The sequence below is a fragment of the Mesorhizobium sp. M0854 genome (assembly GCF_040319815.1).
GTDB lineage: Bacteria > Pseudomonadota > Alphaproteobacteria > Rhizobiales > Rhizobiaceae > Mesorhizobium.
This window is the reverse complement of the sequence record NZ_JAMYOL010000002.1, coordinates 533,416-557,626: the sequence shown is the minus strand read 5'-3', so window position 1 is coordinate 557,626 and position 24,211 is coordinate 533,416. Positions and strand designations below refer to the sequence as shown.

General features: G+C 62.4%; 31 protein-coding genes. 19 read left to right on the top strand and 12 right to left on the bottom strand.

What is annotated here, in order from left to right; translation table 11 throughout:
• Position 1: 1 nt before the first annotated feature.
• From NKH99_RS05630 to NKH99_RS05620, 3 genes are all read left to right on the top strand, one after another.
• Positions 2 to 175 (top strand): hypothetical protein, encoded by a 174-nt coding sequence (locus tag NKH99_RS05630; RefSeq protein ID WP_023719167.1) that lies wholly within the window; start codon positions 2 to 4, stop codon positions 173 to 175.
• Between the two features lie 128 nt (positions 176 to 303).
• Positions 304 to 732: a VOC family protein gene (locus NKH99_RS05625; protein WP_352541022.1), complete on the top strand. Its 429-nt coding sequence runs from the start codon at positions 304 to 306 to the stop codon at positions 730 to 732.
• Between the two features lie 77 nt (positions 733 to 809).
• A complete protein-coding gene (locus NKH99_RS05620) occupies positions 810 to 1,163 on the top strand; it encodes a DUF1428 domain-containing protein (RefSeq protein ID WP_023678403.1) in 354 nt (117 codons plus the stop codon).
• Here NKH99_RS05620 and NKH99_RS05615 read toward each other — a convergent pair.
• From NKH99_RS05615 to NKH99_RS05605, 3 genes are all read right to left on the bottom strand, one after another.
• Positions 1,150 to 2,805, bottom strand: a complete 1,656-nt coding sequence (locus tag NKH99_RS05615; protein WP_353013081.1) for a tetratricopeptide repeat-containing sulfotransferase family protein — start codon at positions 2,803 to 2,805, stop codon at positions 1,150 to 1,152. The two genes, NKH99_RS05620 and NKH99_RS05615, sit on opposite strands and share 14 nt — an antisense overlap.
• Before the next feature lie 184 nt (positions 2,806 to 2,989).
• On the bottom strand, positions 2,990 to 3,256 hold the full coding sequence (locus tag NKH99_RS05610; RefSeq protein ID WP_352683477.1) for a DUF1488 family protein: 267 nt from the start codon (positions 3,254 to 3,256) through the stop codon (positions 2,990 to 2,992).
• Between the two features lie 10 nt (positions 3,257 to 3,266).
• Entirely contained in the window at positions 3,267 to 3,449 is a 183-nt protein-coding gene (locus NKH99_RS05605) for a hypothetical protein (protein ID WP_023678406.1), read from the bottom strand.
• Between the two features lie 368 nt (positions 3,450 to 3,817).
• Here NKH99_RS05605 and NKH99_RS05600 point away from each other — a divergent pair, with 368 nt between their 5' ends.
• Both NKH99_RS05600 and NKH99_RS05595 read left to right on the top strand, forming a co-directional pair.
• Positions 3,818 to 4,084: a hypothetical protein gene (locus NKH99_RS05600; protein ID WP_352469759.1), complete on the top strand. Its 267-nt coding sequence runs from the start codon at positions 3,818 to 3,820 to the stop codon at positions 4,082 to 4,084.
• Positions 4,081 to 4,326: a hypothetical protein gene (locus NKH99_RS05595; protein ID WP_023678408.1), complete on the top strand. Its 246-nt coding sequence runs from the start codon at positions 4,081 to 4,083 to the stop codon at positions 4,324 to 4,326. Before NKH99_RS05600 ends, NKH99_RS05595 begins: the two co-directional genes overlap by 4 nt.
• A gap of 127 nt (positions 4,327 to 4,453) precedes the next feature.
• On the opposite strand, the gene NKH99_RS05590 is transcribed toward NKH99_RS05595, so the two are convergent.
• Positions 4,454 to 4,855 (bottom strand): Kazal-type serine protease inhibitor family protein, encoded by a 402-nt coding sequence (locus tag NKH99_RS05590; RefSeq protein WP_023678409.1) that lies wholly within the window; start codon positions 4,853 to 4,855, stop codon positions 4,454 to 4,456.
• 491 nt (positions 4,856 to 5,346) lie between these two features.
• Between NKH99_RS05590 and NKH99_RS05585 the strand changes: the two genes are divergently transcribed.
• From NKH99_RS05585 to NKH99_RS05575, 3 genes are all read left to right on the top strand, one after another.
• Positions 5,347 to 5,559 (top strand): cold-shock protein, encoded by a 213-nt coding sequence (locus tag NKH99_RS05585; RefSeq protein WP_006202520.1) that lies wholly within the window; start codon positions 5,347 to 5,349, stop codon positions 5,557 to 5,559.
• 227 nt (positions 5,560 to 5,786) lie between these two features.
• On the top strand, positions 5,787 to 5,999 hold the full coding sequence (locus tag NKH99_RS05580; protein ID WP_006202521.1) for a cold-shock protein: 213 nt from the start codon (positions 5,787 to 5,789) through the stop codon (positions 5,997 to 5,999).
• Positions 6,000 to 6,190: 191 nt separating this feature from the next.
• Positions 6,191 to 6,601 carry a BA14K family protein gene (locus NKH99_RS05575; protein WP_023678410.1) on the top strand — a complete coding sequence of 137 codons (411 nt, stop codon included), beginning with the start codon at positions 6,191 to 6,193 and terminating at the stop codon, positions 6,599 to 6,601.
• A 69-nt stretch (positions 6,602 to 6,670) separates the two neighbouring features.
• On the opposite strand, the gene NKH99_RS05570 is transcribed toward NKH99_RS05575, so the two are convergent.
• From NKH99_RS05570 to NKH99_RS05560, 3 genes are all read right to left on the bottom strand, one after another.
• A complete protein-coding gene (locus tag NKH99_RS05570; RefSeq protein ID WP_352450491.1) occupies positions 6,671 to 7,312 on the bottom strand; it encodes an MBL fold metallo-hydrolase in 642 nt (213 codons plus the stop codon).
• A 176-nt stretch (positions 7,313 to 7,488) separates the two neighbouring features.
• Positions 7,489 to 7,800 (bottom strand): hypothetical protein, encoded by a 312-nt coding sequence (locus NKH99_RS05565; RefSeq protein WP_352450492.1) that lies wholly within the window; start codon positions 7,798 to 7,800, stop codon positions 7,489 to 7,491.
• Between the two features lie 145 nt (positions 7,801 to 7,945).
• Positions 7,946 to 8,839 carry a branched-chain amino acid aminotransferase gene (locus NKH99_RS05560; protein WP_352450493.1) on the bottom strand — a complete coding sequence of 298 codons (894 nt, stop codon included), beginning with the start codon at positions 8,837 to 8,839 and terminating at the stop codon, positions 7,946 to 7,948.
• Positions 8,840 to 9,088: 249 nt separating this feature from the next.
• Between NKH99_RS05560 and NKH99_RS05555 the strand changes: the two genes are divergently transcribed.
• The 4 genes from NKH99_RS05555 to NKH99_RS05540 all read left to right on the top strand — a co-directional run bounded on the left by NKH99_RS05555 (position 9,089) and on the right by NKH99_RS05540 (position 13,016).
• A complete protein-coding gene (locus NKH99_RS05555) occupies positions 9,089 to 9,616 on the top strand; it encodes a MarR family winged helix-turn-helix transcriptional regulator (protein WP_352456926.1) in 528 nt (175 codons plus the stop codon).
• Positions 9,603 to 10,322 carry a response regulator gene (locus tag NKH99_RS05550; protein WP_023678415.1) on the top strand — a complete coding sequence of 240 codons (720 nt, stop codon included), beginning with the start codon at positions 9,603 to 9,605 and terminating at the stop codon, positions 10,320 to 10,322. The genes NKH99_RS05555 and NKH99_RS05550 overlap by 14 nt, the downstream gene beginning before the upstream one ends.
• Before the next feature lie 50 nt (positions 10,323 to 10,372).
• Positions 10,373 to 11,788 (top strand): ATP-binding protein, encoded by a 1,416-nt coding sequence (locus NKH99_RS05545; RefSeq protein ID WP_352541020.1) that lies wholly within the window; start codon positions 10,373 to 10,375, stop codon positions 11,786 to 11,788.
• A 205-nt stretch (positions 11,789 to 11,993) separates the two neighbouring features.
• A complete protein-coding gene (locus tag NKH99_RS05540) occupies positions 11,994 to 13,016 on the top strand; it encodes a glycosyltransferase family 4 protein (RefSeq protein ID WP_353013078.1) in 1,023 nt (340 codons plus the stop codon).
• Between the two features lie 12 nt (positions 13,017 to 13,028).
• Here the strand turns inward: NKH99_RS05540 and NKH99_RS05535 are convergent, their stop codons facing one another.
• The 3 genes from NKH99_RS05535 to NKH99_RS05525 all read right to left on the bottom strand — a co-directional run bounded on the left by NKH99_RS05535 (position 13,029) and on the right by NKH99_RS05525 (position 14,529).
• Positions 13,029 to 13,388 (bottom strand): tRNA-binding protein, encoded by a 360-nt coding sequence (locus NKH99_RS05535; RefSeq protein WP_352778020.1) that lies wholly within the window; start codon positions 13,386 to 13,388, stop codon positions 13,029 to 13,031.
• A gap of 6 nt (positions 13,389 to 13,394) precedes the next feature.
• Positions 13,395 to 13,895 (bottom strand): type III secretion system chaperone family protein, encoded by a 501-nt coding sequence (locus NKH99_RS05530; protein ID WP_023678420.1) that lies wholly within the window; start codon positions 13,893 to 13,895, stop codon positions 13,395 to 13,397.
• 331 nt (positions 13,896 to 14,226) lie between these two features.
• The gene (locus NKH99_RS05525) at positions 14,227 to 14,529 is read right to left on the bottom strand and encodes an accessory factor UbiK family protein (protein ID WP_352469829.1); all 303 of its coding nucleotides are present in this window, start codon (positions 14,527 to 14,529) and stop codon (positions 14,227 to 14,229) included.
• Positions 14,530 to 14,660: 131 nt separating this feature from the next.
• Between NKH99_RS05525 and lgt the strand changes: the two genes are divergently transcribed.
• The 6 genes from lgt (at position 14,661) to NKH99_RS05495 (ending at position 20,537) form a co-directional block, all read left to right on the top strand.
• Positions 14,661 to 15,512, top strand: a complete 852-nt coding sequence (lgt, locus tag NKH99_RS05520) for a prolipoprotein diacylglyceryl transferase (protein ID WP_352772597.1) — start codon at positions 14,661 to 14,663, stop codon at positions 15,510 to 15,512.
• A complete protein-coding gene (locus tag NKH99_RS05515) occupies positions 15,509 to 16,597 on the top strand; it encodes a class I SAM-dependent methyltransferase (RefSeq protein WP_353013074.1) in 1,089 nt (362 codons plus the stop codon). Before lgt ends, NKH99_RS05515 begins: the two co-directional genes overlap by 4 nt.
• A gap of 138 nt (positions 16,598 to 16,735) precedes the next feature.
• A complete protein-coding gene (pgeF, locus tag NKH99_RS05510) occupies positions 16,736 to 17,524 on the top strand; it encodes a peptidoglycan editing factor PgeF (RefSeq protein WP_352833448.1) in 789 nt (262 codons plus the stop codon).
• Positions 17,524 to 18,675, top strand: coding sequence for a M24 family metallopeptidase (locus NKH99_RS05505; protein WP_023678425.1), 1,152 nt, complete (start codon positions 17,524 to 17,526; stop codon positions 18,673 to 18,675). The genes pgeF and NKH99_RS05505 overlap by 1 nt, the downstream gene beginning before the upstream one ends.
• A 54-nt stretch (positions 18,676 to 18,729) precedes the next feature.
• Complete coding sequence (locus NKH99_RS05500; RefSeq protein ID WP_023678426.1) at positions 18,730 to 19,350, top strand: hypothetical protein; 621 nt, start codon at positions 18,730 to 18,732, stop codon at positions 19,348 to 19,350.
• A gap of 251 nt (positions 19,351 to 19,601) precedes the next feature.
• Positions 19,602 to 20,537 (top strand): ribose-phosphate pyrophosphokinase, encoded by a 936-nt coding sequence (locus tag NKH99_RS05495; protein ID WP_023678427.1) that lies wholly within the window; start codon positions 19,602 to 19,604, stop codon positions 20,535 to 20,537.
• A 99-nt stretch (positions 20,538 to 20,636) separates the two neighbouring features.
• Here NKH99_RS05495 and NKH99_RS05490 read toward each other — a convergent pair whose 3' ends face one another.
• Positions 20,637 to 21,518, bottom strand: coding sequence for an AraC family transcriptional regulator (locus tag NKH99_RS05490; protein WP_352980389.1), 882 nt, complete (start codon positions 21,516 to 21,518; stop codon positions 20,637 to 20,639).
• Positions 21,519 to 21,646: 128 nt separating this feature from the next.
• On the opposite strand from NKH99_RS05490, the gene NKH99_RS05485 reads away from it, so the two are divergent.
• Entirely contained in the window at positions 21,647 to 22,897 is a 1,251-nt protein-coding gene (locus tag NKH99_RS05485) for an MFS transporter (RefSeq protein ID WP_353013069.1), read from the top strand.
• A 123-nt stretch (positions 22,898 to 23,020) separates the two neighbouring features.
• On the opposite strand, the gene NKH99_RS05480 is transcribed toward NKH99_RS05485, so the two are convergent.
• On the bottom strand, positions 23,021 to 24,211 hold the full coding sequence (locus NKH99_RS05480) for a glycerate kinase family protein (protein ID WP_352927747.1): 1,191 nt from the start codon (positions 24,209 to 24,211) through the stop codon (positions 23,021 to 23,023).

Genomic DNA, 24,211 nt, shown 5'->3' with positions numbered 1-24,211 from the left:
CATGTCTATTCTGTCATCCATAGGTCACGCCGTGACGCGTTACTCGGCGGCTCGCGCCCGCTATCGCAGCGAACGCGCCATCCTTTCATTGCCGATCGAGCTGCGCAAAGATATTGGCTGGCCGGAAATCGTCGTCGACGCGCAAAACAGCCCGCGGATTCGCATCGAAGGTTGAAAGGTGGCAGTTGGCCGTCGCGGCAGGCGCCATTTCGAATCCAAAAAACCATCGGCCGTGTAGGATCGTCGCCGTTCCGTTCGTCCTGTGGTTCGCAAAGGCAAACCAGACGCAAAGAGGAGCATGACATGAATGACCAGCCGCAGACCCAGCCCGCCGCCAAAGTGCTTGGCGGATTGACGCCCTACCTTCAGTTGGATGGCGCTTTCAAAGCCGCCGAATTTTACCGAAAGGCCTTCGGTGCCGAGCAGGTCTTTGCCTATCCGCCGGACGAACAGGGCCGTACCATGCATATCCATCTCCACATCAACGGTTCGACCCTGATGCTTTCCGACTTCTATCCCGAGCATGGAATGGCCGCTGTGAAGCCGCAGGGCTACACCATGCAGCTCCATCTCGGCAGCGACGACATCGACGCCTGGTGGCAGCGGGCCATCGAGGCGGGCTGCGAGGAAGTCGTGCCGTTGCAAGTGATGTTCTGGGGTGATCGCTGGGGCAATATGCGTGATCCGTTCGGCGTCGAATGGGCAATGAACGCACCGGTGAAAGCAGCTTAGCATTCCACACAGGCTGTGTCTGAAATCACCTCTCCCGCTCCAGAGGGAGAGGAAAACGATCGCATGGAGGAAATCAGATGTCCTATGTCGACGGTTTCGTACTTGCCGTACCGAAGGCAAAGCTCGATGCTTACAAGAAGCTGGCGGAAACCGGCGGCGCCGTCTGGAAGGAGCACGGTGCTCTTGCCTACGTCGAATGCGTCGGCGACGACGTCCCTTATGGCGAGCTCACCTCGTTCCCGCGCGCCGTACAGGCCAAGGACGACGAGGTCGTCATCTTCTCATGGGTGGTCTACGAATCGCGCCAGAGCCGCGACGCGGTGATGGCCAAGGTGATGGCCGACCCGCGCCTCAAGTCGGACTGGGAGACCATGCCATTCGACGGCAAGCGCATGATCTTTGGCGGTTTTCAGCCCTTCATCGAGCTGTAGGCGCCCCTCGATCAAGTTTGTCGTGCAGCGGCTTCAGCCGGTCGCCATAGCGCTTCCACAGGTCGACCGAGCCCTGATACATCGGCTGGCGCACTTGCGCAGCCGACGCCGTTCGCACCGGCCGGTCGGTCTCGTGGAACGACAGCACGGCGTCGTCCCACGGCAGGCCGAGATGGGCGATCAGCGCCCGCGACCGGCCTTCCTGGTCGGCGACGAAATCCTCGTAGCGAACGTCGTGCACGACATCAGGCAGCACGGCGTGCCAGTGCGCCATGATGTCGGTGTACAGATTGTGGAAATCGGCGAGCTCGTCGAGATCGTAGCCGTAGCGATGGCTGTCGCCGCGGAAGTGCACCTTGTAGATCGACAGGCAGGTCGCCGCCGCATCGCGCACGCAATGGATGATCTTGGCCCGCGGCAGCATCATGTGGATGAAACCGACCAACAGGAAATTGCCGGGCATCTTGTCGGTGACGTGTCGAGAACCCGGATAGCGGGCGTGCAGCATGTCGAGATAGGCCTGGCCGGCCTCGGCATAGGCCTTGTCGGGCATGTCGGCGATGCCCCAGGGAAAGCCGCCCTTCATGCTGAGCGGAAACTGCTTGCCGACCGCCGTCTTCAATATGCTGAGCTCGCCGGCGCCATAGACCTGCGGATGGCTGGCGATGATCTGCTCGACCAGCGTGGTGCCGGAACGCGGCATGCCGACGACGAAGATCGGCGTGTCCTCGGCTATCTCGCTCGGCTTGTGCCTTTCAAAAAAGGCCTTGTCGAACACCGCCTTCATCGCCTCGAACTCGCCGCGCGTCTTGCTGGCGTCGTAGTCGATGCCCTGGCGGCGGATCGCGTTGCCTTCGGCGAAATAGTCGAAGGCGCGGCCATACTCCCTGAGGTCGTCATTGGCCTTGCCGAGACCGAAGGAAAGCTGCATGCGCGCCAGGCTGCCTTGCGGCGCCTTGGCGTGCTCCGCCTCCATGCGGGCAAGCTCGGCGTCGCGCTCCTTTTGGCGCTTGACCTGGGTAAGCATCAGCCAGGCCCTCGCCATGCCGGGGTCCACAGCCAGCGCCTGCCTGAAAAGATCCGCAGCCTCGTCGAGATTGCCCTTTTCCATCAGCCCGACACCCAGGCCGTGCAAAAGATCGGCATCCTTCGGCCGGATCGTCAGCGCCTCGCGAAAAACAGCCAGTGCCTCATCCAGCCGGCCCGCTTCCTGCAGCGTTTCGGCAAGCCCGACGCGGGCGCGGACATGGAACGGGTTGCGGCCGATCGTGCCGCGATAAATATCCTCGGCGCCTTCGAATTGGCCGAGCTGCTTCAGCGACGAGCCGAGATTGTCACGCGCCGCCAGCTGGTCCGGCCGAATCGCCACCACCTTGCGGAAGAGATCGGCGGCGGCCGCGACCCGGCCGAGGTCGCGCAGCACGGTGCCGAGATTGTTGAGGAAATCCGGATTGTTCGGTTGCAGACGCACCGATTGTTCGATCAGCGCCAGCCCCTCGGCGCTGCGCCCGGTCTGGTGCAGCAGAAGCCCGAGGAAATGCGCAGCAGCCGGGTGGTTGGCCTTTTGCGCCAGCACCTGTCGGTAAAGCGCCTCGGCTTCCTGCCGGCGCCCGGCCTGGTGCAGCTGCAGCGCCTGCTGCACGTGCTGGTCGAGCCCCAGCGGCGGCTGTCCGCCTGAGCCGTAACGTGCGCCTGCCGGTTGTCTCGGATCTCTGTTGATGGGAAACCTGCCGTGTTGTCCGCCTGCCGCGATCTAGGCCATCGCTGCGGCGCGTGCAAGAGCAGACGGCGGTCGCTACGAAGCAAAACTTCGAACCCGGGGGAGCCTACCGAAAGTCGGCCGGCGTCAGCACATACATGTTCCTGCGGCCGTGCGAGTAGGCTTGGCGCGCAATCTCGTGGATCGACGAACGCTTGGCGTCGAAGGCGCTGAGAAATTCGGCCTCGGCTCCGCTTGCTGCCGGGTTTGCCGCCGAAAGTGCCGCGACCTCGACAAAGAACGGGACTTCGAGCATGCCGTCATGGCCGACGAAACGAATGCGCTTGGCCGCCGGGTCATAGGAGCGGCTGGGATTGGGAAAATTGAGCGTCATGGCTTGCGCGTCAAATCAGGCGGTTGCTTTCGGCAAGCTGGCGCGCCCGCCGCGCCGTGCCGTCGGTGTCGGCAATCCTTCGCCTTGCCGCCTCGTCGCTTCTTATCGTGAGACGCGGCGACAAGACCTTTATCGGCTTTGCGACAGGACTGACTGCAACTGTCGGGACATCCGGTGTTCTTGCGGAGTTCATGACTCTCTTCCTTCCATTGCTAGATAAATACAAATGCCGGAGGAATTTTTTCGGAAGTTCTTCAAACAATTTTTGAGGTGCACCGGGACCGTATCATCGTTCTGCGGATAACTATAGAAAAGTAATTTGACGTTGGTAGGGGTAAGAGGCCGAAAACTTCTTGAATAAGTCGTATTTTCAGACTAGAGGTATGAAACCGTTTGGGTCATGCTTGGCCCCGCGGTGTCAGGGATTCTCGGCCCGCCAAACTTATCCAAATCGCCGACACCTGGTACCGCAATGCAGGCTCCGCTTCCGGGGCAGGCCGGAAAGAAACTTCAAGGCACGAGAACTTCAAGGCACAAGCGAGAACTTCGAGGCGCACAAGAATGTCTGCTCGCACCACCCATTCCATAGCGCATTTCGCGGCACCTTTCGTGCTTGGCGGGCTGGATGGCATGCAGCCGGCCGGCGACTATGACATCGACCACGACGAAGAACTGATCGACGGCATGTCCTGGCCTGCCTGGCGCCGCGTCGCCACTTTCATCCATCTGCCGGCAAGGACAGTGAAAAGCGCGACCAGCCAGCTTGTCGCCATTGACCATGCCGAGCTCGACGCAGCGCTTCGGCACGACCAGGAGAATGTCACATGATCCGCTTCCAGCAGAATGCGCGGCGCACGGATACGCCGGCGCATATCTTCACCGTCGGCCAGACCGTCCGCATGAAGAGCCGCACCGGCCTTGCCCAAAAGACCGCGGAGCTGTTCCAGATCAAGAGCCGGCTGCCGGTCAAGGACGGCTCGCCGCAATATCGCATCCGCAGCGATCAGGAGACCTATGAGCGGGTCACCACGGAAGACAATCTCGAACCGGTCGACAACCCGGCCAACTGAGCCGACGCGCCACAACGCTGCTTCACATGCTGATAATGCCGCAGATCCGCATCTCCAACGGGAACGGCGCTGAGCTCTACGCCGGCCCCCAGATGGTGCTTATCCGGCCAGGCTGTAGGTCGGTGCGCTAGCAGGGCCCGTCATCGACGACGCGATAATCCGCCGCGCGGGCTTCGCATTCGTTGGGGAATGTGCGCAGTTCGCCATGGCGACGGGCACAGACTGGGCGGTATTCGCGGGTGCAGAATGTCTGCTCCTCACCGCCACCACCACCGCCGCGGCACTCGCCCTCGCGAATGATGCGGTATCCGGCCCGTTCGGCAAGGCAGGCATTGGCGAAGGTCTGGCGGTCGCCGCCGCGCCGGGCACAGACCGGGTCATATTGCCTGGTGCAGAATTGCGGCCCCGGCCGTGGCGGGCGCGGCCCCGGCCCCTCATCATCCACCACGACGGTGCAGGCTGCGAGAATTGCCGACAGGAACAGGATGGAAAAAACCTGCCGCGGAAAGATTGCCGCAAGAAACCGCATGAATGTTCTCTCCCTCGAAACTCCTGCCCGCACAAATGGTGCCTGGGTCAGGCCAATCCTCGTCATTCCGCTGCCAGATGCAACCCCTGTTTGCAACTGGCGAGCCAGGGCGGTATGCCGGCGCAAGCCAAGACAGCACCTGCCCCGCTGGCTGGACCATGCCTGGGTGAAGTCTGGCCGATGACCGCGCAGAGAACCGGGACTATCGGTGCGATGCGTCGGGATGCGCCTGTTGGGGCCGCCCGCGGCTGTGTCTTGCAAGCATCACGTTTCCGTGCGATAAATTTTGTGTTCGGGCATTTGCGACCCGGAGAGCGGAACGTTTTGGACGACCTTTCCCCGATACTGTGAATCTCTGACAGCCCCGTTTTCGGCGGGGGGTTTTACCCATGCGCCAATGCATGACTGCCGAAGCAACCACCGGGACTTGCCCACGGCGCCAGGCGGCGGGCGGAACCACCAAGACTGACACGGGTGAAGGAGTTTCCCCAATGGCCCAGACCGGCACCGTTAAATTCTTCAACGCTACCAAAGGCTTCGGCTTCATCACGCCCGATGGCGGCGCCAAGGATGTGTTCGTCCACATCTCGGCGATCGAGGCTTCCGGGCTGCGCACGCTCGTCGACGGTCAGAAGGTCACCTTCGATGTCGAGCCCGACCGTATGGGCAAGGGTCCGAAAGCGGTCAATCTCCGCGCCGCCTGAACGGCGGCGTTCCGCGCGTCCTTTCGGGGTGTGAGGATGCTGCAAGGCTTTTGAGTGAACTTGAATTCTGTAAAGGCGCGGCGGTTTTCGTCGCGCCTTTTGTGTTCCGGGATGCTTGCCGGCACCCGCAAAACTTTCTCTTGCCGATGGCACTAAAATAAAGGACAAATTTCCGTCCGGGCATTTGCCGGCCCGAGACTGGACTTGTGGGATCAAAGGAGCTTCCCATGCCGCAGACCGGCACCGTCAAATTCTTCAATCACGCCAAGGGCTTCGGCTTCATCACGCCGGACGACGGGGCAAAGGATGTCTTCGTCCATATTTCGGCCGTGCAGGCGTCGGGTCTTCCCGGTCTCGAGGATGGGCAGAAAGTGACATTCGACACCGAGCCGGACAAGCGCGGCAAGGGTCCGAAAGCCGTCAACCTGTCGATCGGCTGAACCACCCCCGGGCAGAATGGACGTGGGCCGGTCTGGCCTGCGGTATTTGCCGCACGCTTGAACCGCCCAGTTAGATGAACCGCCTGGCCAAATTTCGTTCAGCCCCCGTTCAGCCACGGTCGCATATTAATCTTCGTTAAAGCCGGACCGCATCCCCCGAAACGACCCGGGCCGGCACGAAGGAGACTGACATGAACCGAATTTTCAAGACTGCCATCCTGTCCGCCGCGGTCGTTGCGACCACGCTTGCGACCTTGCCCGCGGCCAATGCCGACGAATGGCGCCATCACCGCCGGCACCACGGCCACGGCGACGCCGTTGCGGCCGGCGTGCTCGGCCTTGCGGCCGGTGCCCTGATCGGCGGTGCGCTCGCCAGCCCGCAGCCCCGCTATTACGACCCGGCCTATGATGATGAATACTACAGGCCTGCCCCGGTGCGCCGTTATTACGTGCAGCCGCGAGTGGCCTATGCCGAAAGCTATGCGGAGCCGTGGACCCGCGGCTGGTACGAATACTGCTCGGACCGCTACCGGAGCTTCAACGCCCGTACCGGCACGTTCACCGGCTATGACGGCGAACAGCATTTCTGCACCGCCAATTAGCTGAGGCAGTTTCCCGTCGGAAAAAAGCGCGGTCGCACAGGCCGCGCTTTTTGTTTCCGGCAAGCGGTTTCAGACCAGAAAAGGATTGCTCCGCCGCTCCTCACCAAAACGGCCGCCGGGACCATGGCCGCAGATAAAGCCGATGTCGTCGCCCAACGGCAAAAGCTTCTCCTTGATCGAGGCGATCAGCGCGGCGTGGTTGCCGCCCGGCAGATCGGTGCGGCCGACCGAACCGCGGAACAGCACGTCGCCGACATGGGCGAACTTCGCAGCCCGGCTATAGTAGACGACGTGGCCGGGTGCATGGCCCGGACAATGGAGCACCTCGAACACGTGCGAGCCGAACGAAACGGTCTCGCCTTCGGCAAGGAACCGGTCGGGGACACAGTTGCGCACGGGATCGGTGATGCCGTAGCGCTTTGCCTGGTTCTCGAGATTGGCGAGCAGCGGCCGGTCGGCGGCATGCGGACCGATGATCTCGATACCGAGCGCCTCCTTCAGTTCCATGGCCCCGCCGGCATGGTCGATATGGCCGTGCGTAATCCAGATCGCGCCGGCAGTGATCGCATTGTCCTCGAGCGCCGCCAGCACCTTGTCGATGTCGCCGCCCGGATCGACGACAACGCCTTGCCTGTCGTCCATGTCGAAGAGGATGGTGCAGTTCTGCTGGAACGGCGTGACCGGCACGATGCCGGCGTTGAGCTGACCCATATTCGTCCTTTCACGCTGTCGGAGCGCTGCGCGTCCCCTCGAACGCGTCAGGAGAGCTCCAACCTTGAACCAGGCCCTGATGTAGAGACACACGCGAACGGCGTCCACCGCTCCCACAAACGGCAAACGAAATGGGCGGCCGAAGCCGCCCATTTGAAAACCTGAAACGTCAAAGCTTATTTCTTCATCGCGTTCATGACCGCACCGATGATGCCGGTCAGGATGGCGCCGCCGCCGGCACCGCCAACGATATTTGAAATGTTCAACGCGCTGCCGGCCCCTGCCGCCGTGGCGGCGGCTGCCGGATCGACCGAGCCACCCAGCAGACTGTTGAGGATGGCCGCACCGCCGACGCCGCCGACAGCGCCGCCCAGGATTTTGGTAAGCTGCCCCATCGCCGCAGTCTTGATAGCCGCGCCAACCGCCTGACCACCGATGATACCCGTAATCACCTGAATAATGATCGGAAGAAGCGTGTTCATATCCATATTTCCAGTCCCTCCATAGCTGCCAGCCTCCCGGGCCGACCCCATCATGAGACGCCGAATTGTGTGAAAGTCAAATGCAGAAGCGCTTAAATAAAAGGGGCGGCCCGAAAACCGCCCTTACTAGTTAAAAAAGCTGTGACTTTCGTTATTCTGCAGCGATTGCGTGCTTGGGCTGAACGGCCGCAGAATAGTCATTCATCAGCGTCTTGGCGATTTCGCCGACCTCGAATCGGTATGGACCGATCTCCGAAACCGGCGTCACCTCGGCTGCCGTCCCGGTGAGGAAGCACTGCTGGAAGCCTTCAAGCTCATCCGGCATGATGGCGCGCTCGATCACCTCCAAACCGCGGTCCTTGGCAAGGCCGATAACCGTGCGGCGGGTGATGCCGTCGAGGAAGCAATCAGGCTTGGGCGTATGGATCTTGCCGTCCTTGACGAAGAAGATATTGGCGCCTGTCGCTTCCGCCACCTGGCCACGCCAGTCGAGCATCATGGCGTCGGCATAGCCCTTGGCCTCGGCGGCATGCTTGGACATGGTGCAGATCATGTAGAGGCCGGCCGCCTTCGATTTCGACGGTGCGGTGCGCGGGTCGGGGCGGCGCCATTCGGCCATGTCGAGGCGGATCCCCTTGAGCTTCTGCGCCGGGTCGAAATAGCTTGGCCACTGCCAGATGGCGATGGCGCAGTTGATCCGACTGTTCTGTGCGGAAACGCCCATCTGTTCGCTGCCGCGCCACGCGATCGGCCGGACATAGGCGTCCTGGAAACCTTGCTTCTTCAACAGCGTGCGGCAGGCGTCGTCGATCTCGGCGACCGAGTAGGGTATCTTGAAGCCAAGCAGGCGCGCCGATTCATGCAGGCGTTCGGTGTGGTCGGTCAGCTTGAAAATTTCGCCCCCATAAGCGCGCTCGCCCTCGAATACCGCGCTGGCGTAGTGCAGCCCGTGGGTCAAGACGTGGATCTTGGCGTCGGCCCATTTGACGAATTCGCCGTTCATCCAGATAAAGCCGTCCAGTTGGTCGAAGGGAACGGATGCCATGGTAACCTCCCGCGGGCGGCAGCCCGCACATCATTGTGTCGTTGCGTGTTTCGCCTCGGCCGCTGCGGGCGGCCATTGTCTCAAAGCGTAGGCGGATATTTAAGGTCTGGCAAACTCAGGAAGTTCCGGAAAAAACGGCTTCGCTTGCCTTTTCGTTCGCAATCCGCCGAAAAGCTTGCCAAAAATTACCATCGCGCGGAAAATACGTCAATAGTGCTGACATAATTTCCTGCTTCACACGGAGAAAAGATGACGAGCCACGCAGCCGCAGAGCCGATCAGGACGGCGATCACCGACGAGGACGGCATCGATTTCGCCATCATCGAGTTGTTCTTCTTCGCCTATCGCGACTTTACCTCCGATCCGGACCAGATCCTGGCCGATTACGGTTTTGGCCGCGCCCATCATCGGGTGTTGCATTTTGTCAATCGCCGGCCCGGCCTGACGGTCGCCGAGCTCCTCGATGTGCTCAAGATCACCAAGCAGAGCCTGGCGCGCGTGCTCAAGCAACTGATCGACACCGACCATATCGTGCAATTGCAGGGCCCCCGCGACCGCCGCCAGCGCGAGCTTTATCCGACGGCCAAGGGCCGTGCTCTGGCGCTGGCACTGGCGCGGCCACAGTCGCGCCGCATCCATGCTGCATTGGAAGATTCCGGAGCCACCGAACGCGCCGTTATCGAACGGTTCCTTGAAGCGATGGTAAATCCGGAACTAAGGGCGCAGATCGACATTGTGCCCGCAAAGATGTCAGGGAAAAACCATGGAGACCATTGAGAGGGTTGATCATCCGACAGCACCGGAAGACGACGCGCCGCATCTGCTGGTGGTCGACGACGACACCCGTATCCGCAATCTTCTGAAACAGTATCTGACCGAAAACGGTTTTCGCGTCACCGTCGCCGGAAATTCCGGCGAGGCGAGGCGCAAGCTCGCCGGCCTCGACTTCGATCTGATCGTGCTCGACGTCATGATGCCGGGTGAAAGCGGCGTCGATCTCACCAAGGCGCTGCGGGCCGAGAAAAACGTGCCGATCCTGATGCTCACCGCACTGTCCGAAACCGACAGCCGGATCACCGGGCTCGAGGCCGGTGCCGACGACTATCTGCCTAAACCGTTCGACCCGCGCGAGCTGATCCTGCGCATCAACAATATCCTGCGCCGCGGCGGCCCCGCGACGACGCCCAAGGTCGAACAGCTGGTCTTTGGCCCCTATACGTTCCAGATCGCCAGGCGTGAGCTGAAGCGCGGCGGCGAGGCGCTCAAGCTGACCGACCGCGAGCAGGAAATCCTGGCGATCTTCGCTGCGCGTGCCGGCGAGACGATACCGCGGCATGAGCTTGTCGGCGATGAATCCGAGGTCGGCGAGCGCACGATCGACGTCCAGATCAACCGGCTGCGCCGCAAGATCGAACGCGATCCGTCCAATCCGGTCTGGCTGCAGACCGTGCGCGGTATTGGGTATCGGCTCAGCGTGGAATAGAATGCCGCCGACAGCGGCCCTTTGCCGGGTCCCGGTGAGCGAAAGGACGAATGGCGACCACGCAACTCGAACGGCCGGGAGATGGCGGCTTCAGCGCCCGCGCGACGCGGGCGCTCAAGGCCGTGCCGCGCGCCTGGAACCGTTTCTGGCGCCTGGTGTCGCTTTACATGCCGAAGCGGCTCTATGCCCGCTCGCTGATCATCGTCATCGCGCCAATGATCATGCTGCAGTCGGTCGTCGCCTTTGTCTTCATGGAGCGCCACTGGCAGACCGTGACGCAACGCCTGTCGCAGGCCACGGTGCGCGACATCGCCGCCATCATCGACCTGATAGAGACCTATCCGCATGACGCCGACTACGCCAACGTCATCCGCATCGCCCAGGATCGCATGCAGCTGAAAGTCGACCTCCTACCGCCCGACCCGCTGCCGCCTCCCGGGCCAAAGCCGTTCTTCTCGATCCTCGACGAGATCCTTTCGTCCGAGATCACCCGCCAGATCAACCGTCCGTTCTGGATCGATACGGTCGGCAATTCCAATATCGTCGAGGTCCGCGTCCAGCTCGAGAACAAGGTGCTGCGCGTCTTCGTGCGCCGCAGCCAGGCCTATGCATCGAACACCCATATTTTCCTGATCTGGATGGTCGGCACCTCGCTGGTGCTGCTGATGATCGCCATTCCCTTCCTGCGCAACCAGATCCGGCCGATTCTGACGCTGGCCGAGGCGGCCGAGAGCTTCGGCAAGGGCCGGCCGATGCCGCGCGATTTTCGCCCGCGCGGCGCCGAGGAAGTCCGCCGCGCCGGCTTTGCCTTCATCCAGATGCGCGAACGCATCGAACGCCAGCTCGAGCAGCGTACCGCCATGCTGAGCGGCGTCAGCCACGATCTGAGGACCATCCTCACCCGCTTCAAGCTGCAATTGGCGCTTGCCGGGACCAAGGCGGCCGATACCCAGGCACTCGACCAGGACATCGACGACATGCAGTCGATGCTGGAAGGCTACCTTGCCTTTGCACGCGGCGAAGCTTCGGAAGATGCCGGTCAGTTCGATCTCGAAGCCTTCTTCGACAAGCTTCGCGAGGAAGCCGCGCTGCGCAAGCGCAAGCTGTCGACCGTGCTTGTCGGCGATCCGCATGTGCACGTGCGCCCCAATGCCTTTGCGCGGCTGCTGTCCAACGTCGTCGGCAATGCATTCCGCTATGCCAAGACGGTGGAGATCAATGCCAATCATGGGCGCGGTTCGCTGCTCGTCACCATCGACGATGACGGCCCGGGAATTCCGCCCGAAAAGCGAGAGGATGTATTCAAGCCGTTCGTGCGGCTGGACGAGGCCCGCAACCTCGACGCCAGCGGCACCGGCCTTGGCCTCTCCATCGCACGAGACATTGCCCGCAGCCATGGCGGCGACATTGTCCTCGAACGCAGCCCGCTCGGCGGCCTTCGGGCGGTGATCAAGGTCCCCGCTTGACGGCAGCGACACCCGGCCTTCATCGGCCCGTCATGAAACCATGGTGAAGAGCGCCAATGAAGCGCGCGATCCTGATTGATTCGGCCCTGCGGCCTCATTTCGACCCCGCGCCTGCCCGGGTGCGCTGGTGCGACGCCCGAGCTGCGGCGTGGTCGCCGCTCAGGCGTCGCGGCGAGGCAATCAAGCTTGCCGCCAAGGGACCGCCATGCGCATCCTGATGGTCACCGACGCCTGGCGCCCGCAAGTCAACGGCGTCGTCCACACGCTGGAGCGTCTCTCGGAGACCCTGAAATCCTTCGATATCGAGACGGACTTCCTGACGCCGAATATCTTTCGCACCCTGCCTCTGCCGACCTATCCCGATATCAGGCTGGCGCTGACGACGCCGCACCGCGTGGCGCAGCTGATCGAGGCACGCAAGGTGGACCACATCCATATCGTCACCGAAGGACCGCTCGGCATTATGGCCCGGCGCTACTGCCGCAACGCCGGCCGCCCGTTCACGACCAGCTATCACACACGTTTTCCGGAATATCTGAGCGCGCGCCTGCCGGTGCCTGAAGCATGGGCCTATCGCTGGCTGCGTGATTTCCACAATTCAGGACAGGGCACGCTGGTTGCCACCCAGTCGCTTGCCGACGATCTTGCGGCGCGCGGCTTCACCAAGCTCCGGCCGTGGACGCGCGGCGTCGACACCGATCATTTTCGGCCGGACAAAAGAAAGGACCTGGGATTTCCCGGACCGATCTTCCTCTGCGTCGGCCGCGTCGCGATCGAAAAGAACCTGCCGGCCTTCCTAGACCTCGACCTGCCCGGCAGCAAGTTGGTCGTAGGCGAAGGGCCGGAATTGGCGAAGCTGAAGCCCAAATATCCCGATGCCCATTTCCTTGGCCATCGTCCGAACGACGAACTGGCCGAGATCTACGCCTCGGCCGATGCCTTCGTCTTCCCCAGCCGCACCGACACGTTCGGCAACGTCATCATCGAGGCGCTGGCCAGCGGCACGCCGGTCGCAGCCTATCCAGTCACCGGACCGATCGATATTGTGGGTGACGGCATCGGCGGCGCGGTGTCGGACGACCTGCGGCAAGCAGCGCTCGCCGCCCTTCACGTCGACCGCGCCGAGGCGCGGCAACGCGCGATGCGCTACAGCTGGAAGGTCTGCGCGGAAATGTTCATGGAAACGGTCGAAGAGGCGCTGGGTACCACGCGTAAACTGGCTGCGTGAACAACAGCGCAGCTAGAACAACCTGCCGCCGTCCGGCACTTTGCGTTCGATTGCCCCTAGCACAACCGCGCCCTCCTCATCCGGAAAGCCAAGCGTCAGCACTTCCGACATGAACGGCCCGATCTGACGCGGCGGGAAATTGACCACAGCGAACACCTGCCGGCCGATCAGGGCTTCGGGCAAATAGTATTTCGTGATCTGGGCCGAGGATTTCTTCACTCCGATCACGGGACCGAAATCGATTTTCAACTTGATCGCCGGCTTGCGCGCCTCGGGAAAAGGCTCTGCCTCGACGATCGTGCCGGCGCGGATGTCGACGCGGTCGAAATCGGCAAAGCTGATCTCGGGTTTTCGCGCGTTGCTCGAAACCATCGACGGTCAGGCGTTTCCGTAAGTTTCGAACAGCACGCCGGCCAACGCATCCTTGGCCGAAGTTCCCGACCAGACGACGAACTGGAACGCCTGGAAATAGCATTCGCAGGCCTCCAGCGCCGACGACAGCAGCACCTCGACCTGCTGGCTCGACGGCTCGACCCCACCAGCCAGCAGCAGCGACTGGCGGAACATGATGGCGCCTTCCTGCTCCCAGAGATCGAAATGGCCAAACAGCATCTGCTCGTTGATCAGCGAAAGCAGCCGCATCACCTCGAGCGCGCGCGCCTCCGGGACCTTGATGTCGAAGGCGCAGGCCAGGTGCAGCGCCTCGTAGTCCTCCATCCAGGAGAATGAAACGTGGTAGTCGGTCCAGCTTCCGGCAACCGAGATCGAGATCTCGTCGTCGCCGGCCCGCTCGAAGGACCAATCGTTATTGTGCGCCACCTGCTCGATAACATCCACCGGATGGATTTCGCGGGAGAATTCGAGTTCGAGAAGTTCCATGAAATGCTTCCTGTCGTTCTGGGAGCGCCACCACACGCTCCGCGGGAGAGGCACACTCGAACAATTCTGCCTAGAACTCGGACGGCCAGGACTTCGTCAACGCAAAGACCCCGGACCGGACCCCACCGCCCGGCGCATGACCCTGCTCCGAATCATGCAACAAATTCAGTCTATTGATCGGGAGTCGCGTGACCAGCCAAATTTTTCGCACTGCGTCATTCGCATGTGGAAAGGCGCTGTCACAAAGATTCACGCAGTACCGGTAAGCGATTCACGACAAAGCGCTTTTTGCGATCCGGCTTTGTGGAAAAGTTTAACGATTTATTTCTTGTTATTTTTTTGCACGCGGCTTTGACGCAGCCGCAGGCGCTGGTTGACCGGTCAATTCGGCAAGCCTGGCCTCGAGCGCCTCGATGCGAGCGGCGAGGCGGGTGTTTTCTTCCCTGGCCTTCGCCGCCATGTCGCGAGCGGCCTCGAATTCCTCGCGCTGCACCACGTCCATGGAGTTGAGTATGCGCTCGGCCTGGCCCCTGAAGGCGGTCTCCACCTCGCGCCGCACGCCTTGCGCGGCACCGGCTGCATCGGTCATCAGCTTGGCGAATTCATCGAGAATGCGGTTCGGTCCGGTCGCCATGGCAAATCCTCGCTTGGTCGAATTGACGTAGTGGCGCGCGATTCGGAATGCAAGCATATGCTTGCCTTGACCCCGCCAAAAGCCTGCCGCATGGTCCGCGCCCGAACCTGATTGGGAACCCGGAGACCCTGTTGAGCGAATATTTGCTGCCGCTGGCCGCCCTGCCCTTTCCCAACATCGACCCGGTCATCGTCCGGATCGGACCGCTGGCGGTGCATTGGTACGGCGTCGGCTACATCGTCGGCATTCTGTTCGCCTGGTGGTATGCCAAGCGCCTCGTCACCAACCCAAAACTGTGGCCCGACGGCACCCTGCCGATGAAGCCCGTCGACCTCGACGACTTCATCGTCTGGGCAGCCATCGGTGTGGTGCTCGGCGGACGCACCGGCTACGTGCTGTTCTACGACCTGCCGCGCTACATCGCCAATCCGCTCGATATCGTCGCCGTCTGGCAGGGCGGCATGTCGTTTCATGGCGGCCTGATCGGCGTCATTCTCGCAATGACGCTGTTTTCCCGGTCTCGCGGCATCCGCACATGGTCGCTGTTCGACGTGGTTGCCGCCGGCGTGCCGGTGGGGCTTGGCCTCGTTCGCCTGGCAAACTTCATCAATTCCGAACTATGGGGCCGGCCGACCGACGTTCCATGGGCATTCGAATTCCCCAATGGCGGTCCATTTGCACGCCATCCGAGCCAGATCTACGAGGCGCTGCTCGAAGGGCTGGTGTTGTTCCTTATCCTGCGCTTCCTCACCCATTCGCGGCTCAAGCTGAAGACGCCGCGCTTCGTCGGCGGCGCCTTCATCGCCGGCTATGGCGCCTCGCGCATCTTCGTCGAATTCTTTCGCGAGCCCGACCAGCAGCTTGGCTACCTCCTTGGCACGAGCTGGCTGACCATGGGAATGGTGCTGTCACTGCCGATGGTGCTGGCCGGCATCTGGGCGATGGCTACAGCCAAGCCGGTGACAAAACCGCAGCCGGCATGACGCGGCTGAAGACCCGCATCGCCGAGCTGATCGGTGCGGTGGGACCGATCCCCATCAGCGAATACATGGCGCTCTGCCTGTTCGATCCGCTGGACGGCTACTATACGACACGCGAGCCGTTCGGCGCCGCCGGCGACTTCGTCACCGCGCCGGAGATCAGCCAGATGTTTGGCGAACTGGTCGCCATCTGGCTCTACCAGGCGTGGCTGGCGATCGACCGGCCGACGCCGGTCGCCATCGCCGAAATAGGCCCCGGCCGCGGCACGCTGATGAGAGATATGCTGCGCACGCTTTCGCGGCTCGATCCGACGCTTACCGCCAGCGCATCGTTCGCCTTGATCGAGACCAGTCCGCGGTTGACCGAGGTCCAGAAACGAACGCTTGCCGGGACGTCGGCCACCGTCGCCTGGCATGAGGCCGTGGACACACTACCGCAGGCGCCGCTTCTGATTGTTGGTAATGAGCTGTTTGACGCGGTGCCCATCCGCCAGTTCGTCCGCGCCGGAGCCGGCTGGCGCGAGCGGATGATCGGTCTCGACGATGCGAACCGGCTGCGCTTTTTCGTCGGCGCCGGCTCGCTCGACCCGATGCTGCTGCCGGAGGGTGCCGAGAATGCGCCGGAAGGTGCGATCGTCGAGGTGGCGCCAGCCCGCGCCGCCCTGATGGCGGCCATCGCCGGGCGACTTGCCGGATTTGGCGGCGCCGGCCTGTTTCTCGACTACGGTCACCTCCAGCCCGGGATCGGCGACACCTTGCAGGCCTTGCGCAAGCACCGTTATGAGGACGTGCTGGCCAATCCGGGGCGGGCCGATCTCACAGCCCATGTCGATTTCGCTGCCCTCGCGGCAACCGTTCGGGCACACAGCCTCGATGCCCACCTCTCAACGCAAGGTGAATTCCTGCTCAAGATGGGGCTTCTCGAACGAGCTGGCCGGCTCGGCGCCAATGCCGATGAGGCAGCTCGCGAAAAGATCGCGGCCGACGTCGAGCGCCTCGCCGGCCCGCTGGCCATGGGCGAACTCTTCAAGGTGCTTGCCGTCCTCCCCGCCGGCATTGCCGTTCCGCCGTTTCCAAGCACGGATTGACTTTTCGCTGCCGCCTCTCCCACTCTTCCGTCTCCGACTAGCGGCCGACATCAACTGCGCCAGCCTTAAACTGACCAGCCTTCAACTGCGCCCTTCAACTCGCTTGACGAAATCGCCCATACGGACAACAAAGCCGCCATGCTGAATCAGACCAAACCGGATCCCGTTCGGTCGCCCTTGCTGGAAACGGCGCAAGGCATCCGCCACGGCTACTTCACGCGAGTCGGCGGCATTTCCAGCGGCATCTACCGGGGCCTCAACATCGGCACCGGGTCGAACGACGACCAGACGCTGGTGCGCGAGAATCGCCGCCGGGTCGCCGAATGGATGGGCGTGCCTGCAAACCATCTGCTGACCGCTCACCAAGTTCATTCGCCGGACGTCGTCATTGCCAGGGAGCCTTTTGCCGGCGAGCGGCCCAAGGCCGACGCAATTGTCACCGACCGGCCGGGCATTGCCGTCGGTGCCTCGACCGCCGACTGCGGACCGGTCCTCTTCGCCGACGCCGAGGCGCGCATTATCGGCGCCGCCCATGCCGGCTGGAAAGGCGCTTTCACCGGAGTGCTGGAAAACACCATCGCGGCAATGGAAAGCCTCGGCGCCCGGCGCGACCGCATCGTCGCAGTGCTCGGTCCTTCGATCGGCCCACGGAATTACGAAGTCGGACCGGAATTCGTCGCCCGTTTCGTCGACGCCGATGCCGGCAGTGCCCGCTATTTCGCGCCCTCCGCAAATGCCGGACACGCGATGTTCGATCTCAACCGCTACACGGTCGACCGGCTGACCAAGGCTGGCGTCAATGCCGAAGGACTTGGCCGCTGCACCTATGCCGAGGAAGAGCTTTTCTACTCCTATCGGCGCAGCACGCATCGCAACGAGCCCGACTACGGGCGGCAGGTTTCGGCAATCGTTTTGGAGGCTGACTGATGGCGCTGCATTTCGAACGCTCGGAATTCGACGCGCGGCGCGATCGACTGATGATCGAGATCGCCGAAAAGAAGCTCGACGCCGTCCTGCTGTTTGCCCAGGAAAGCATGTATTGGCTAACCGGCTACGACACCTTCGGCTTCTGCTTTTTCCAGTGCCTGGTGGTCAAGGCCGACGGCTCGATGGTGCTGCTGACGCGTTCGGCCGACTTGCGCCAGGCGCGCCACACCTCGATCATCGACAACATCGTTTTGTGGACGGACCGCAACGGCGCCAATCCGGCGGTAGATCTGCGCAATCTGCTCAACGAGCTTGACCTGCTCGGCGCCCGGATCGGCGTCGAATACGACACCCACGGCCTGACCGCCTATAATGGCCGGCGCCTCGACGAGCAGTTGCAGACCTTCGGGCAGATCGCGGATGCCTCCGGCATTGTCAGCCGGCTACGGCTATTCAAGAGCCCGGCAGAAATCGCCAAGGCGGAAAAAGCCGCAAATCTGGCCGACGACGCGCTGGACGCAGCACTGCCGCTGATCAAGCAGGGTGGCGATGAGGCGCTGATCCTCGCCGCCATGCAAGGTGCGATCTTTGCCGGCGGCGGCGATTATCCGGCCAACGAGTTCATCATCGGCTCCGGAGTCGACGCCCTGCTTTGCCGCTACAAGGCCGGTCGCCGCAAGCTCACCAAGAACGACCAGCTGACGCTCGAATGGGCCGGTGTCTTCCACCACTACCATGCGGCAATGATGCGCACGGTGTTGACCGGCAAGGTATCGAAACGCCACCAGGAATTGTTCGATGCCGCCCGCGCCGCGCTACTTGCAGTCGAGAAGGCGATGACGCCCGGTAATACGTTCGGCGACGTGTTCGACGCCCATGCCCGCACCCTCGAAGCCCACAACTTGACCAAGCACCGGCTCAATGCCTGCGGCTATTCGCTCGGCGCCCGCTTCACCCCGTCCTGGATGGATATGCCGATGTTCTATCAGGGTAATCCCGAACCGATTGCGCCGAACATGACGCTGTTCGCCCATATGATCATCATGGACTCCGAAACCGAAACCGCGATGACGCTTGGCCGCACCTATCTGACCACCGAATCCCAGCCGAAGCCGCTGTCCCGCCATGATCTCGACTTGATCGTGCAGTGAATCCATAATGGAGAGAGTGTGAGGGGCGTTCGTCGCCAAGGAGTTTTCAGGCTAATGAGACGATCGCATGTGACGACCGTGTCATTGCTCGTGGCGCTGGCACTGGCGGCCTGCACCAATGCGAAGGACGTTCTCGAACCCTCGGCCATTGCCCCGCAATCGACGCAATCCCTCTCCGGAGCCGGAGGTGCCGCGACGCCCCCCGCAACTCCGGCTCAGCCTGCCGGCACCGCGCAAACTGCAGATACGGCGCAGCCTTCCGCTGCAGCAGCCGTGCCGCCCGCCAAAAGCGCGGCTGCCATTGCGCGGACCCGGCTGCAGGTGGCGCCGATCGTCGGCGCCTCGGTAGAAGCCGCGACACCGCTGACCGCCGAGCTTCAGACACGCGCCAGGCAGCGCGGCATCACCTTGGCCGGCAGCACCGACCAGACCCCAACACATGTGCTCAAGGGCTATTTCTCGACCATGACGGAAGGCAAGGACACTACCGTCATCTATGTCTGGGACATCTATGACCCGGCCGGCAACCGGCTGCATCGCATCAACGGCCAGCAGAAGGCGCCGTCTGTTGGCGGCGGCGAAGGCTGGACGGCGGTCGCGCCTGCGACCATGCAGGCAATTGCCGACCAGACAATCGACCAGTTCGCCACCTGGCTTGGCGGCGGCGCCGGCTGACCTGGAGCATAATTCCGAAAGTGAAATCCGGTTTTCGGAAAAGATCATACTCAGACTGAAAGATAGAGCTATGCCGATTCCGTCGGCGTCGAAGTGGACCTATCGCCGCATCGTCAAGCCGTAAGCGTTTATTGAGATTAGCCGGCGGATTCCCATTCACGACGCTTGCAATACCGGCGCGGGCCGCTAAAAGCCCGACTAAGAGGCTGGAGTGCTATCGGAGTCTCTCAATCCTTCGCCAGGAACGGTGCATGAAGCTCTTCGCGGGCAATTCCAACAGGGTGCTGGCCGAATCAGTCGCCCGCTACCTCAACATTCCGCTGGGCAAGGCCAGCGTCAGGCGCTTCGCCGACCAGGAAATCTTCGTCGAGATCCAGGAGAATGTGCGCGGCGAGGACGTCTTCATCCTGCAGTCCACCTCGTTCCCGACCAACGATCATTTGATGGAACTGCTCATCATGATCGACGCCTTCATGCGCTCTTCGGCCAAGCGCATCACTGCGGTTATTCCTTATTTCGGCTATGCCAGGCAGGATCGCCGTGCCTCGGGCCGCACACCGATCTCGGCCAAGCTGGTCGCCAACATGATCACCAGGGCGGGCGTCAACCGGGTGCTGACCCTGGATCTCCATGCCGGCCAGATTCAAGGCTTCTTCGACATCCCGACCGACAATCTGTTTTCCGTGCCGGTCATGGCCCGCGACGTAAAGGCGAAATACAAGCAGCTTGCCAATGTCATGGTGGTGTCGCCGGACGTCGGCGGCGTGGTCCGCGCCCGCGCGCTCGCCAAGCGCATCGACGCCCAGCTTGCCATCGTCGACAAGCGCCGCGAGCGCCCCGGCGAATCGGAAGTCATGAACGTCATCGGTGACGTGCGCGGCAAGGATTGCCTGTTGATCGACGACATCATCGATTCGGGCGGCACGCTGTGCAATGCGGCCGATGCGCTGCTTGCCGATGGCGCCACCAGTGTGACCGCCTATACTACCCATGGCGTTTTGTCCGGCGGCGCCATCGCCCGCATCGGCGCCTCGAAACTGCAGGAACTGGTCATCACCGATTCCATCCAGCCGACCCAGGCAGTGCTGGACGCCGCCAATATCCGCGTCATCTCCATCGCCGAACTGATGGGCGAGGCGATCTCGCGCACGGCGACCGAGGAATCGGTGTCGAGCCTGTTCGATTAATGCGTGTCGCGCAAAACTGTGCAGCGGTTTTGCGATAACGACATGCATACAACAAGAACCCAAAGCGCGTCGCATGAGGCCGGTCGAACGCGACGCCCTTCAGGGCTGCGCCTCAGGCCGAGCCGGACCACTTGTTCGTCGCACACCTTCGCCAGCATCACGGGCGCCCCGCATGTAACCGCGTGGCGAGGCTCCCAGCATGCGCTTGAACATGGTGATGAACGCCGGCACGCTGTCATAGCCGAGATCAAGCGCCACCCTCGTGATCGGCTCGCCGTCGGCCAGCCGTGGCAGCGCCGCGAACAGACAGGCCTGCTGACGCCAGGTCGACAGCGACAATCCGGTCTGGCGGTGGAACGCGCGGGTGAAAGAGCGGCGGCTCATGCCGACGATAGCAGCCCACTCGTCGATCGTCGCATGCGGTGACGGTGCCGACACGAAGCGCCGGCACAGCGTCGCCAACCTTGCATCGGACGGGAACGGAAGGCCGAGCGGCCGTTCCGGCAGGTTCGGGATTTCGTGCAGCAGGAGCTTCATGATCAGTCCACTCCGCCCCTTCAGCTCGGCGCCTTGCGGCAGCTTTTCCGATTCCACGATCAGGCTGTGCATCAGGTCGGTGATGCCGACGACACGCAACCCGTCCGGCAGGCCGGGAATGGCCTCCGGCATCACATAGACGGACCGCATGCTGACGTCGCCCAGCATCTCGACGGAATGTTCGGTGCCGGCGGGGATCCACATCGCGTGGTCCGGAGGCACCATCCAGCGCCCATGCCGCGTCTTCACCAGCACGACACCGACCAGCGCGTGCAGCAACTGGCTGCGGCTATGATGGTGCGGTGGCACATGGTAGCCGTCCGGATATTCGGTCGGCAGCGCCACTGCCGGCCCTACGGCCTGCTCCAGCCATTGCCAGCGACGCTCATGCAACAGCCCGAGATCGGTGTCGCCCGCTCTGAACATTTCCCTGCCATGCGGCATCAGCTATGGCCCACTTGCGAAACTATTGGACCAAACCACGAAAGAAGTCGCGTGACAAGCAACGTATAAGGCTGCGCCCTATAAGACCGCCTGCGGGAGCGCCCGCCAAAAAGACCACGGAGCCTGCCTTGACCGATACCACAGCAACCGCCGACGCCAAGCCGGCAGCGGCCAGCCACATTTCAGCTCAGGCGACGGCCTTCACCGTCATCCTGGCGGTGAGCTTCTGCCATTGCATCAACGATATCATGCAGTCGCTGCTGTCGGCGATCTATCCGCTGCTGAAGGACAATTACGGTCTCGATTTCTGGCAGATCGGCCTTTTGACTTTTACCTTCCAGGTGACGGCATCCTTGCTGCAGCCGGTGATCGGCATGATTACCGACAAGCGGCCGATGCCTTATTCGCTGCCCTACGGCATGGCTTCTTCGCTGATCGGGCTGGTCGTGCTGGCCTATGCCGGACATTACTCGCTGCTCCTCATCGGCGCCTCGCTGATCGGCATCGGCTCAGCGATCTTCCACCCGGAATCCTCACGCATCGCCCGCTTCGCCTCCGGTGGCCGGTTCGGTCTTGCGCAGTCGCTGTTCCAGGTCGGCGGCAATTTCGGCCAAGCGATGGGGCCGCTGCTGGCAGCCTTCATCGTCGTGCCCTTCGGCCAGACCAGCATCGCCTGGTTTGCCGGCGGCTCGCTGATCGGCATCATCGTGCTGTGGCAGGTTGGCGGCTGGTACAGCCGCCTGCGCGCCGCACAGGGCACCCGCAAGGCGGCACGCTTCGTTTCGCCTTTCCCGCGCCGCAAGGTCCTGGGCGCGCTGGCGGTGCTGACCTTGCTGGTATTGACCAAGAACGCCTACATCGCCAGCCTGTCCAGCTACTACACCTTCTATGCCATCCATAAATTCGGCGTTTCGGTGCAGATGTCGCAGGTCATGCTGTTCCTGTTCCTCGGCGCCTCGGCCCTGGGCATCCTGCTCGGCGGCCCGTTCGGCGACCGCTACGGACAGAAGGCGATGATCTGGTTCTCGATCGTCGGCGTGCTGCCCTTCACCCTGGCCCTGCCCTACGCCAATTTCGAGTGGACAATGGTTCTCACCATGCTGATCGGCCTGATCCTGTCCTCGGCCTTCTCGAACATCGTCGTCTTCGCGCAGGAACTGGTGCCCGGCCGGGTCGGCATGATCGCCGGCATCTTTTTCGGCTTCGCCTTCGGCATGGGCGGCATCGCGGCCGCCGTGCTTGGCGTCGTCGCCGACATGAAGGGCATCGATTTCGTCTTCCAGGTCTGCTCGTATTTGCCGCTGCTCGGGCTGCTGACGGTCCTCCTGCCTAACATGAAGGAAGCGAGGAAGGTGGAGGCGGGGACCACGATCGGGTGAAGTTTGGGTTGGACTTCGGCTTCCCCGCCCACCGGGCAGCGCGAAATTCGGTTCTCGACATAGACTTCGAGCCGGTCAGGGCCGCAGCGTGGCGACATCGCGGCCATTGGCTGACACGCTCCGTCATCTGAACTTGAAAGCACGCGTCGCCCGCATCAGCCGGAATGCCTGCTCGGCAGCGTTCGCCAGCAGCGTGTCGGCGTCACGGATCGCGTCTTCGAGGGAACACGGTCGGCACAGAATGCTGAAGAAGGCATCGATGCCGATGTCGTGGGTCGCCTCTGCACCTGCTCCGATCGTTCCGGCCAAGGCGATGACGGGCAGATTGTGACGTTTCGCGCGCCGGGCAATCTCGGCTGGTATCTTTCCAAAGCTCGTCTGACCATCCAGGCCACCCTCGGCTGTCATGACGATGTCGGCGTTTGACAGCCGATGATCGAGATCCATATACCGCAGGATCAGGTCGAAGCGCGGATGCAGCCGGGCTCCAGCAAAGGCGTGAAGTCCGGCGCCGAGTCCCCCGGAAGCTCCTCCGCCGACAAGCGGCGTCACGTCGACGCCGAGGTCGCGGCGAACGACGTGAGCGACATTTTCCATGCCCTGCTCGAGCAAAACCACCTGATCAGGTGTTGCACCCTTTTGCGGGCCGAACACCCGAGCGACGCCTCTCTCGCCGAGCAGCATGTTGTAGGGATTTACCGCGACGTCGACACGAACATTCGAAAGGCGATGATCACGACTGGAAAGATCGACACGAGCTAGCGATGAGAGGGCCGAGCCGCTCCCCGAAATGGGACGGCCGCCGCCATCGAGCAGACGCACGCCTAATGCTTGGGCCATGCCGGTTCCTGCATCGTTGACACCCGAGTCACCGCAGCCGATCAGAATTCTTTCCGCGCCAAGATCGAGCGCAAAACGAATCAACTCACCAACCCCATAACTTGTAGTGCGGGTCGGGTCACGCATGTCAGTGGGGACGAGCCGGAGCCCGGCAGCCGCCGCGATTTCCAGAACTGCAGTCCGTTTCTTTCTTCGCCCGAGAAAACCGACATTGGCCGCCACGGGTTGTCCCACCGGTCCCGTCACTGTGACGGAATGCAGCTCGCCATCAGACAATTCAACAAGGGTCCGCGTAAAATCCTCGCCGCCATCCACCATTGGAAGGCCCAGGATCTTTGCTGTCGGAACGGCATTGCGAACGCCGCGCGCCAATGCAGCGATGACATCACGAACGCCGAGGCTCTCCTTAAAGCCGGAGGGTGCGACCAATACTCGAAGCCGTCTTCGTTTCGTCAATCCTTTCTTTTTCGACAT

Coding starts and splice junctions, on each gene's coding strand:
- NKH99_RS05560 (WP_352450493.1), bottom strand. CDS start 8,839: ATGGCATCCGTTCCCTTCGACCAACTGGACGGCTTTATCTGGATGAAC.
- NKH99_RS05540 (WP_353013078.1), top strand. CDS start 11,994: ATGCGCATCCTGATGGTCACCGACGCCTGGCGCCCGCAAGTCAACGGC.
- NKH99_RS05505 (WP_023678425.1), top strand. CDS start 17,524: ATGGCGCTGCATTTCGAACGCTCGGAATTCGACGCGCGGCGCGATCGA.
- NKH99_RS05480 (WP_352927747.1), bottom strand. CDS start 24,211: ATGTCGAAAAAGAAAGGATTGACGAAACGAAGACGGCTTCGAGTATTG.
- NKH99_RS05495 (WP_023678427.1), top strand. CDS start 19,602: ATGAAGCTCTTCGCGGGCAATTCCAACAGGGTGCTGGCCGAATCAGTC.
- NKH99_RS05525 (WP_352469829.1), bottom strand. CDS start 14,529: ATGGCGACCGGACCGAACCGCATTCTCGATGAATTCGCCAAGCTGATG.
- NKH99_RS05550 (WP_023678415.1), top strand. CDS start 9,603: ATGGAGACCATTGAGAGGGTTGATCATCCGACAGCACCGGAAGACGAC.
- NKH99_RS05570 (WP_352450491.1), bottom strand. CDS start 7,312: ATGGGTCAGCTCAACGCCGGCATCGTGCCGGTCACGCCGTTCCAGCAG.
- NKH99_RS05590 (WP_023678409.1), bottom strand. CDS start 4,855: ATGCGGTTTCTTGCGGCAATCTTTCCGCGGCAGGTTTTTTCCATCCTG.
- NKH99_RS05620 (WP_023678403.1), top strand. CDS start 810: ATGTCCTATGTCGACGGTTTCGTACTTGCCGTACCGAAGGCAAAGCTC.
- NKH99_RS05580 (WP_006202521.1), top strand. CDS start 5,787: ATGCCGCAGACCGGCACCGTCAAATTCTTCAATCACGCCAAGGGCTTC.
- pgeF (WP_352833448.1), top strand. CDS start 16,736: ATGCTGAATCAGACCAAACCGGATCCCGTTCGGTCGCCCTTGCTGGAA.
- NKH99_RS05535 (WP_352778020.1), bottom strand. CDS start 13,388: ATGGTTTCGAGCAACGCGCGAAAACCCGAGATCAGCTTTGCCGATTTC.
- NKH99_RS05630 (WP_023719167.1), top strand. CDS start 2: ATGTCTATTCTGTCATCCATAGGTCACGCCGTGACGCGTTACTCGGCG.
- NKH99_RS05605 (WP_023678406.1), bottom strand. CDS start 3,449: ATGAACTCCGCAAGAACACCGGATGTCCCGACAGTTGCAGTCAGTCCT.
- NKH99_RS05515 (WP_353013074.1), top strand. CDS start 15,509: ATGACGCGGCTGAAGACCCGCATCGCCGAGCTGATCGGTGCGGTGGGA.
- NKH99_RS05585 (WP_006202520.1), top strand. CDS start 5,347: ATGGCCCAGACCGGCACCGTTAAATTCTTCAACGCTACCAAAGGCTTC.
- NKH99_RS05600 (WP_352469759.1), top strand. CDS start 3,818: ATGTCTGCTCGCACCACCCATTCCATAGCGCATTTCGCGGCACCTTTC.
- NKH99_RS05610 (WP_352683477.1), bottom strand. CDS start 3,256: ATGACGCTCAATTTTCCCAATCCCAGCCGCTCCTATGACCCGGCGGCC.
- NKH99_RS05575 (WP_023678410.1), top strand. CDS start 6,191: ATGAACCGAATTTTCAAGACTGCCATCCTGTCCGCCGCGGTCGTTGCG.
- NKH99_RS05625 (WP_352541022.1), top strand. CDS start 304: ATGAATGACCAGCCGCAGACCCAGCCCGCCGCCAAAGTGCTTGGCGGA.
- NKH99_RS05555 (WP_352456926.1), top strand. CDS start 9,089: ATGACGAGCCACGCAGCCGCAGAGCCGATCAGGACGGCGATCACCGAC.
- NKH99_RS05530 (WP_023678420.1), bottom strand. CDS start 13,895: ATGGAACTTCTCGAACTCGAATTCTCCCGCGAAATCCATCCGGTGGAT.
- NKH99_RS05500 (WP_023678426.1), top strand. CDS start 18,730: ATGAGACGATCGCATGTGACGACCGTGTCATTGCTCGTGGCGCTGGCA.
- NKH99_RS05565 (WP_352450492.1), bottom strand. CDS start 7,800: ATGGATATGAACACGCTTCTTCCGATCATTATTCAGGTGATTACGGGT.
- NKH99_RS05595 (WP_023678408.1), top strand. CDS start 4,081: ATGATCCGCTTCCAGCAGAATGCGCGGCGCACGGATACGCCGGCGCAT.
- NKH99_RS05545 (WP_352541020.1), top strand. CDS start 10,373: ATGGCGACCACGCAACTCGAACGGCCGGGAGATGGCGGCTTCAGCGCC.
- NKH99_RS05490 (WP_352980389.1), bottom strand. CDS start 21,518: ATGCCGCATGGCAGGGAAATGTTCAGAGCGGGCGACACCGATCTCGGG.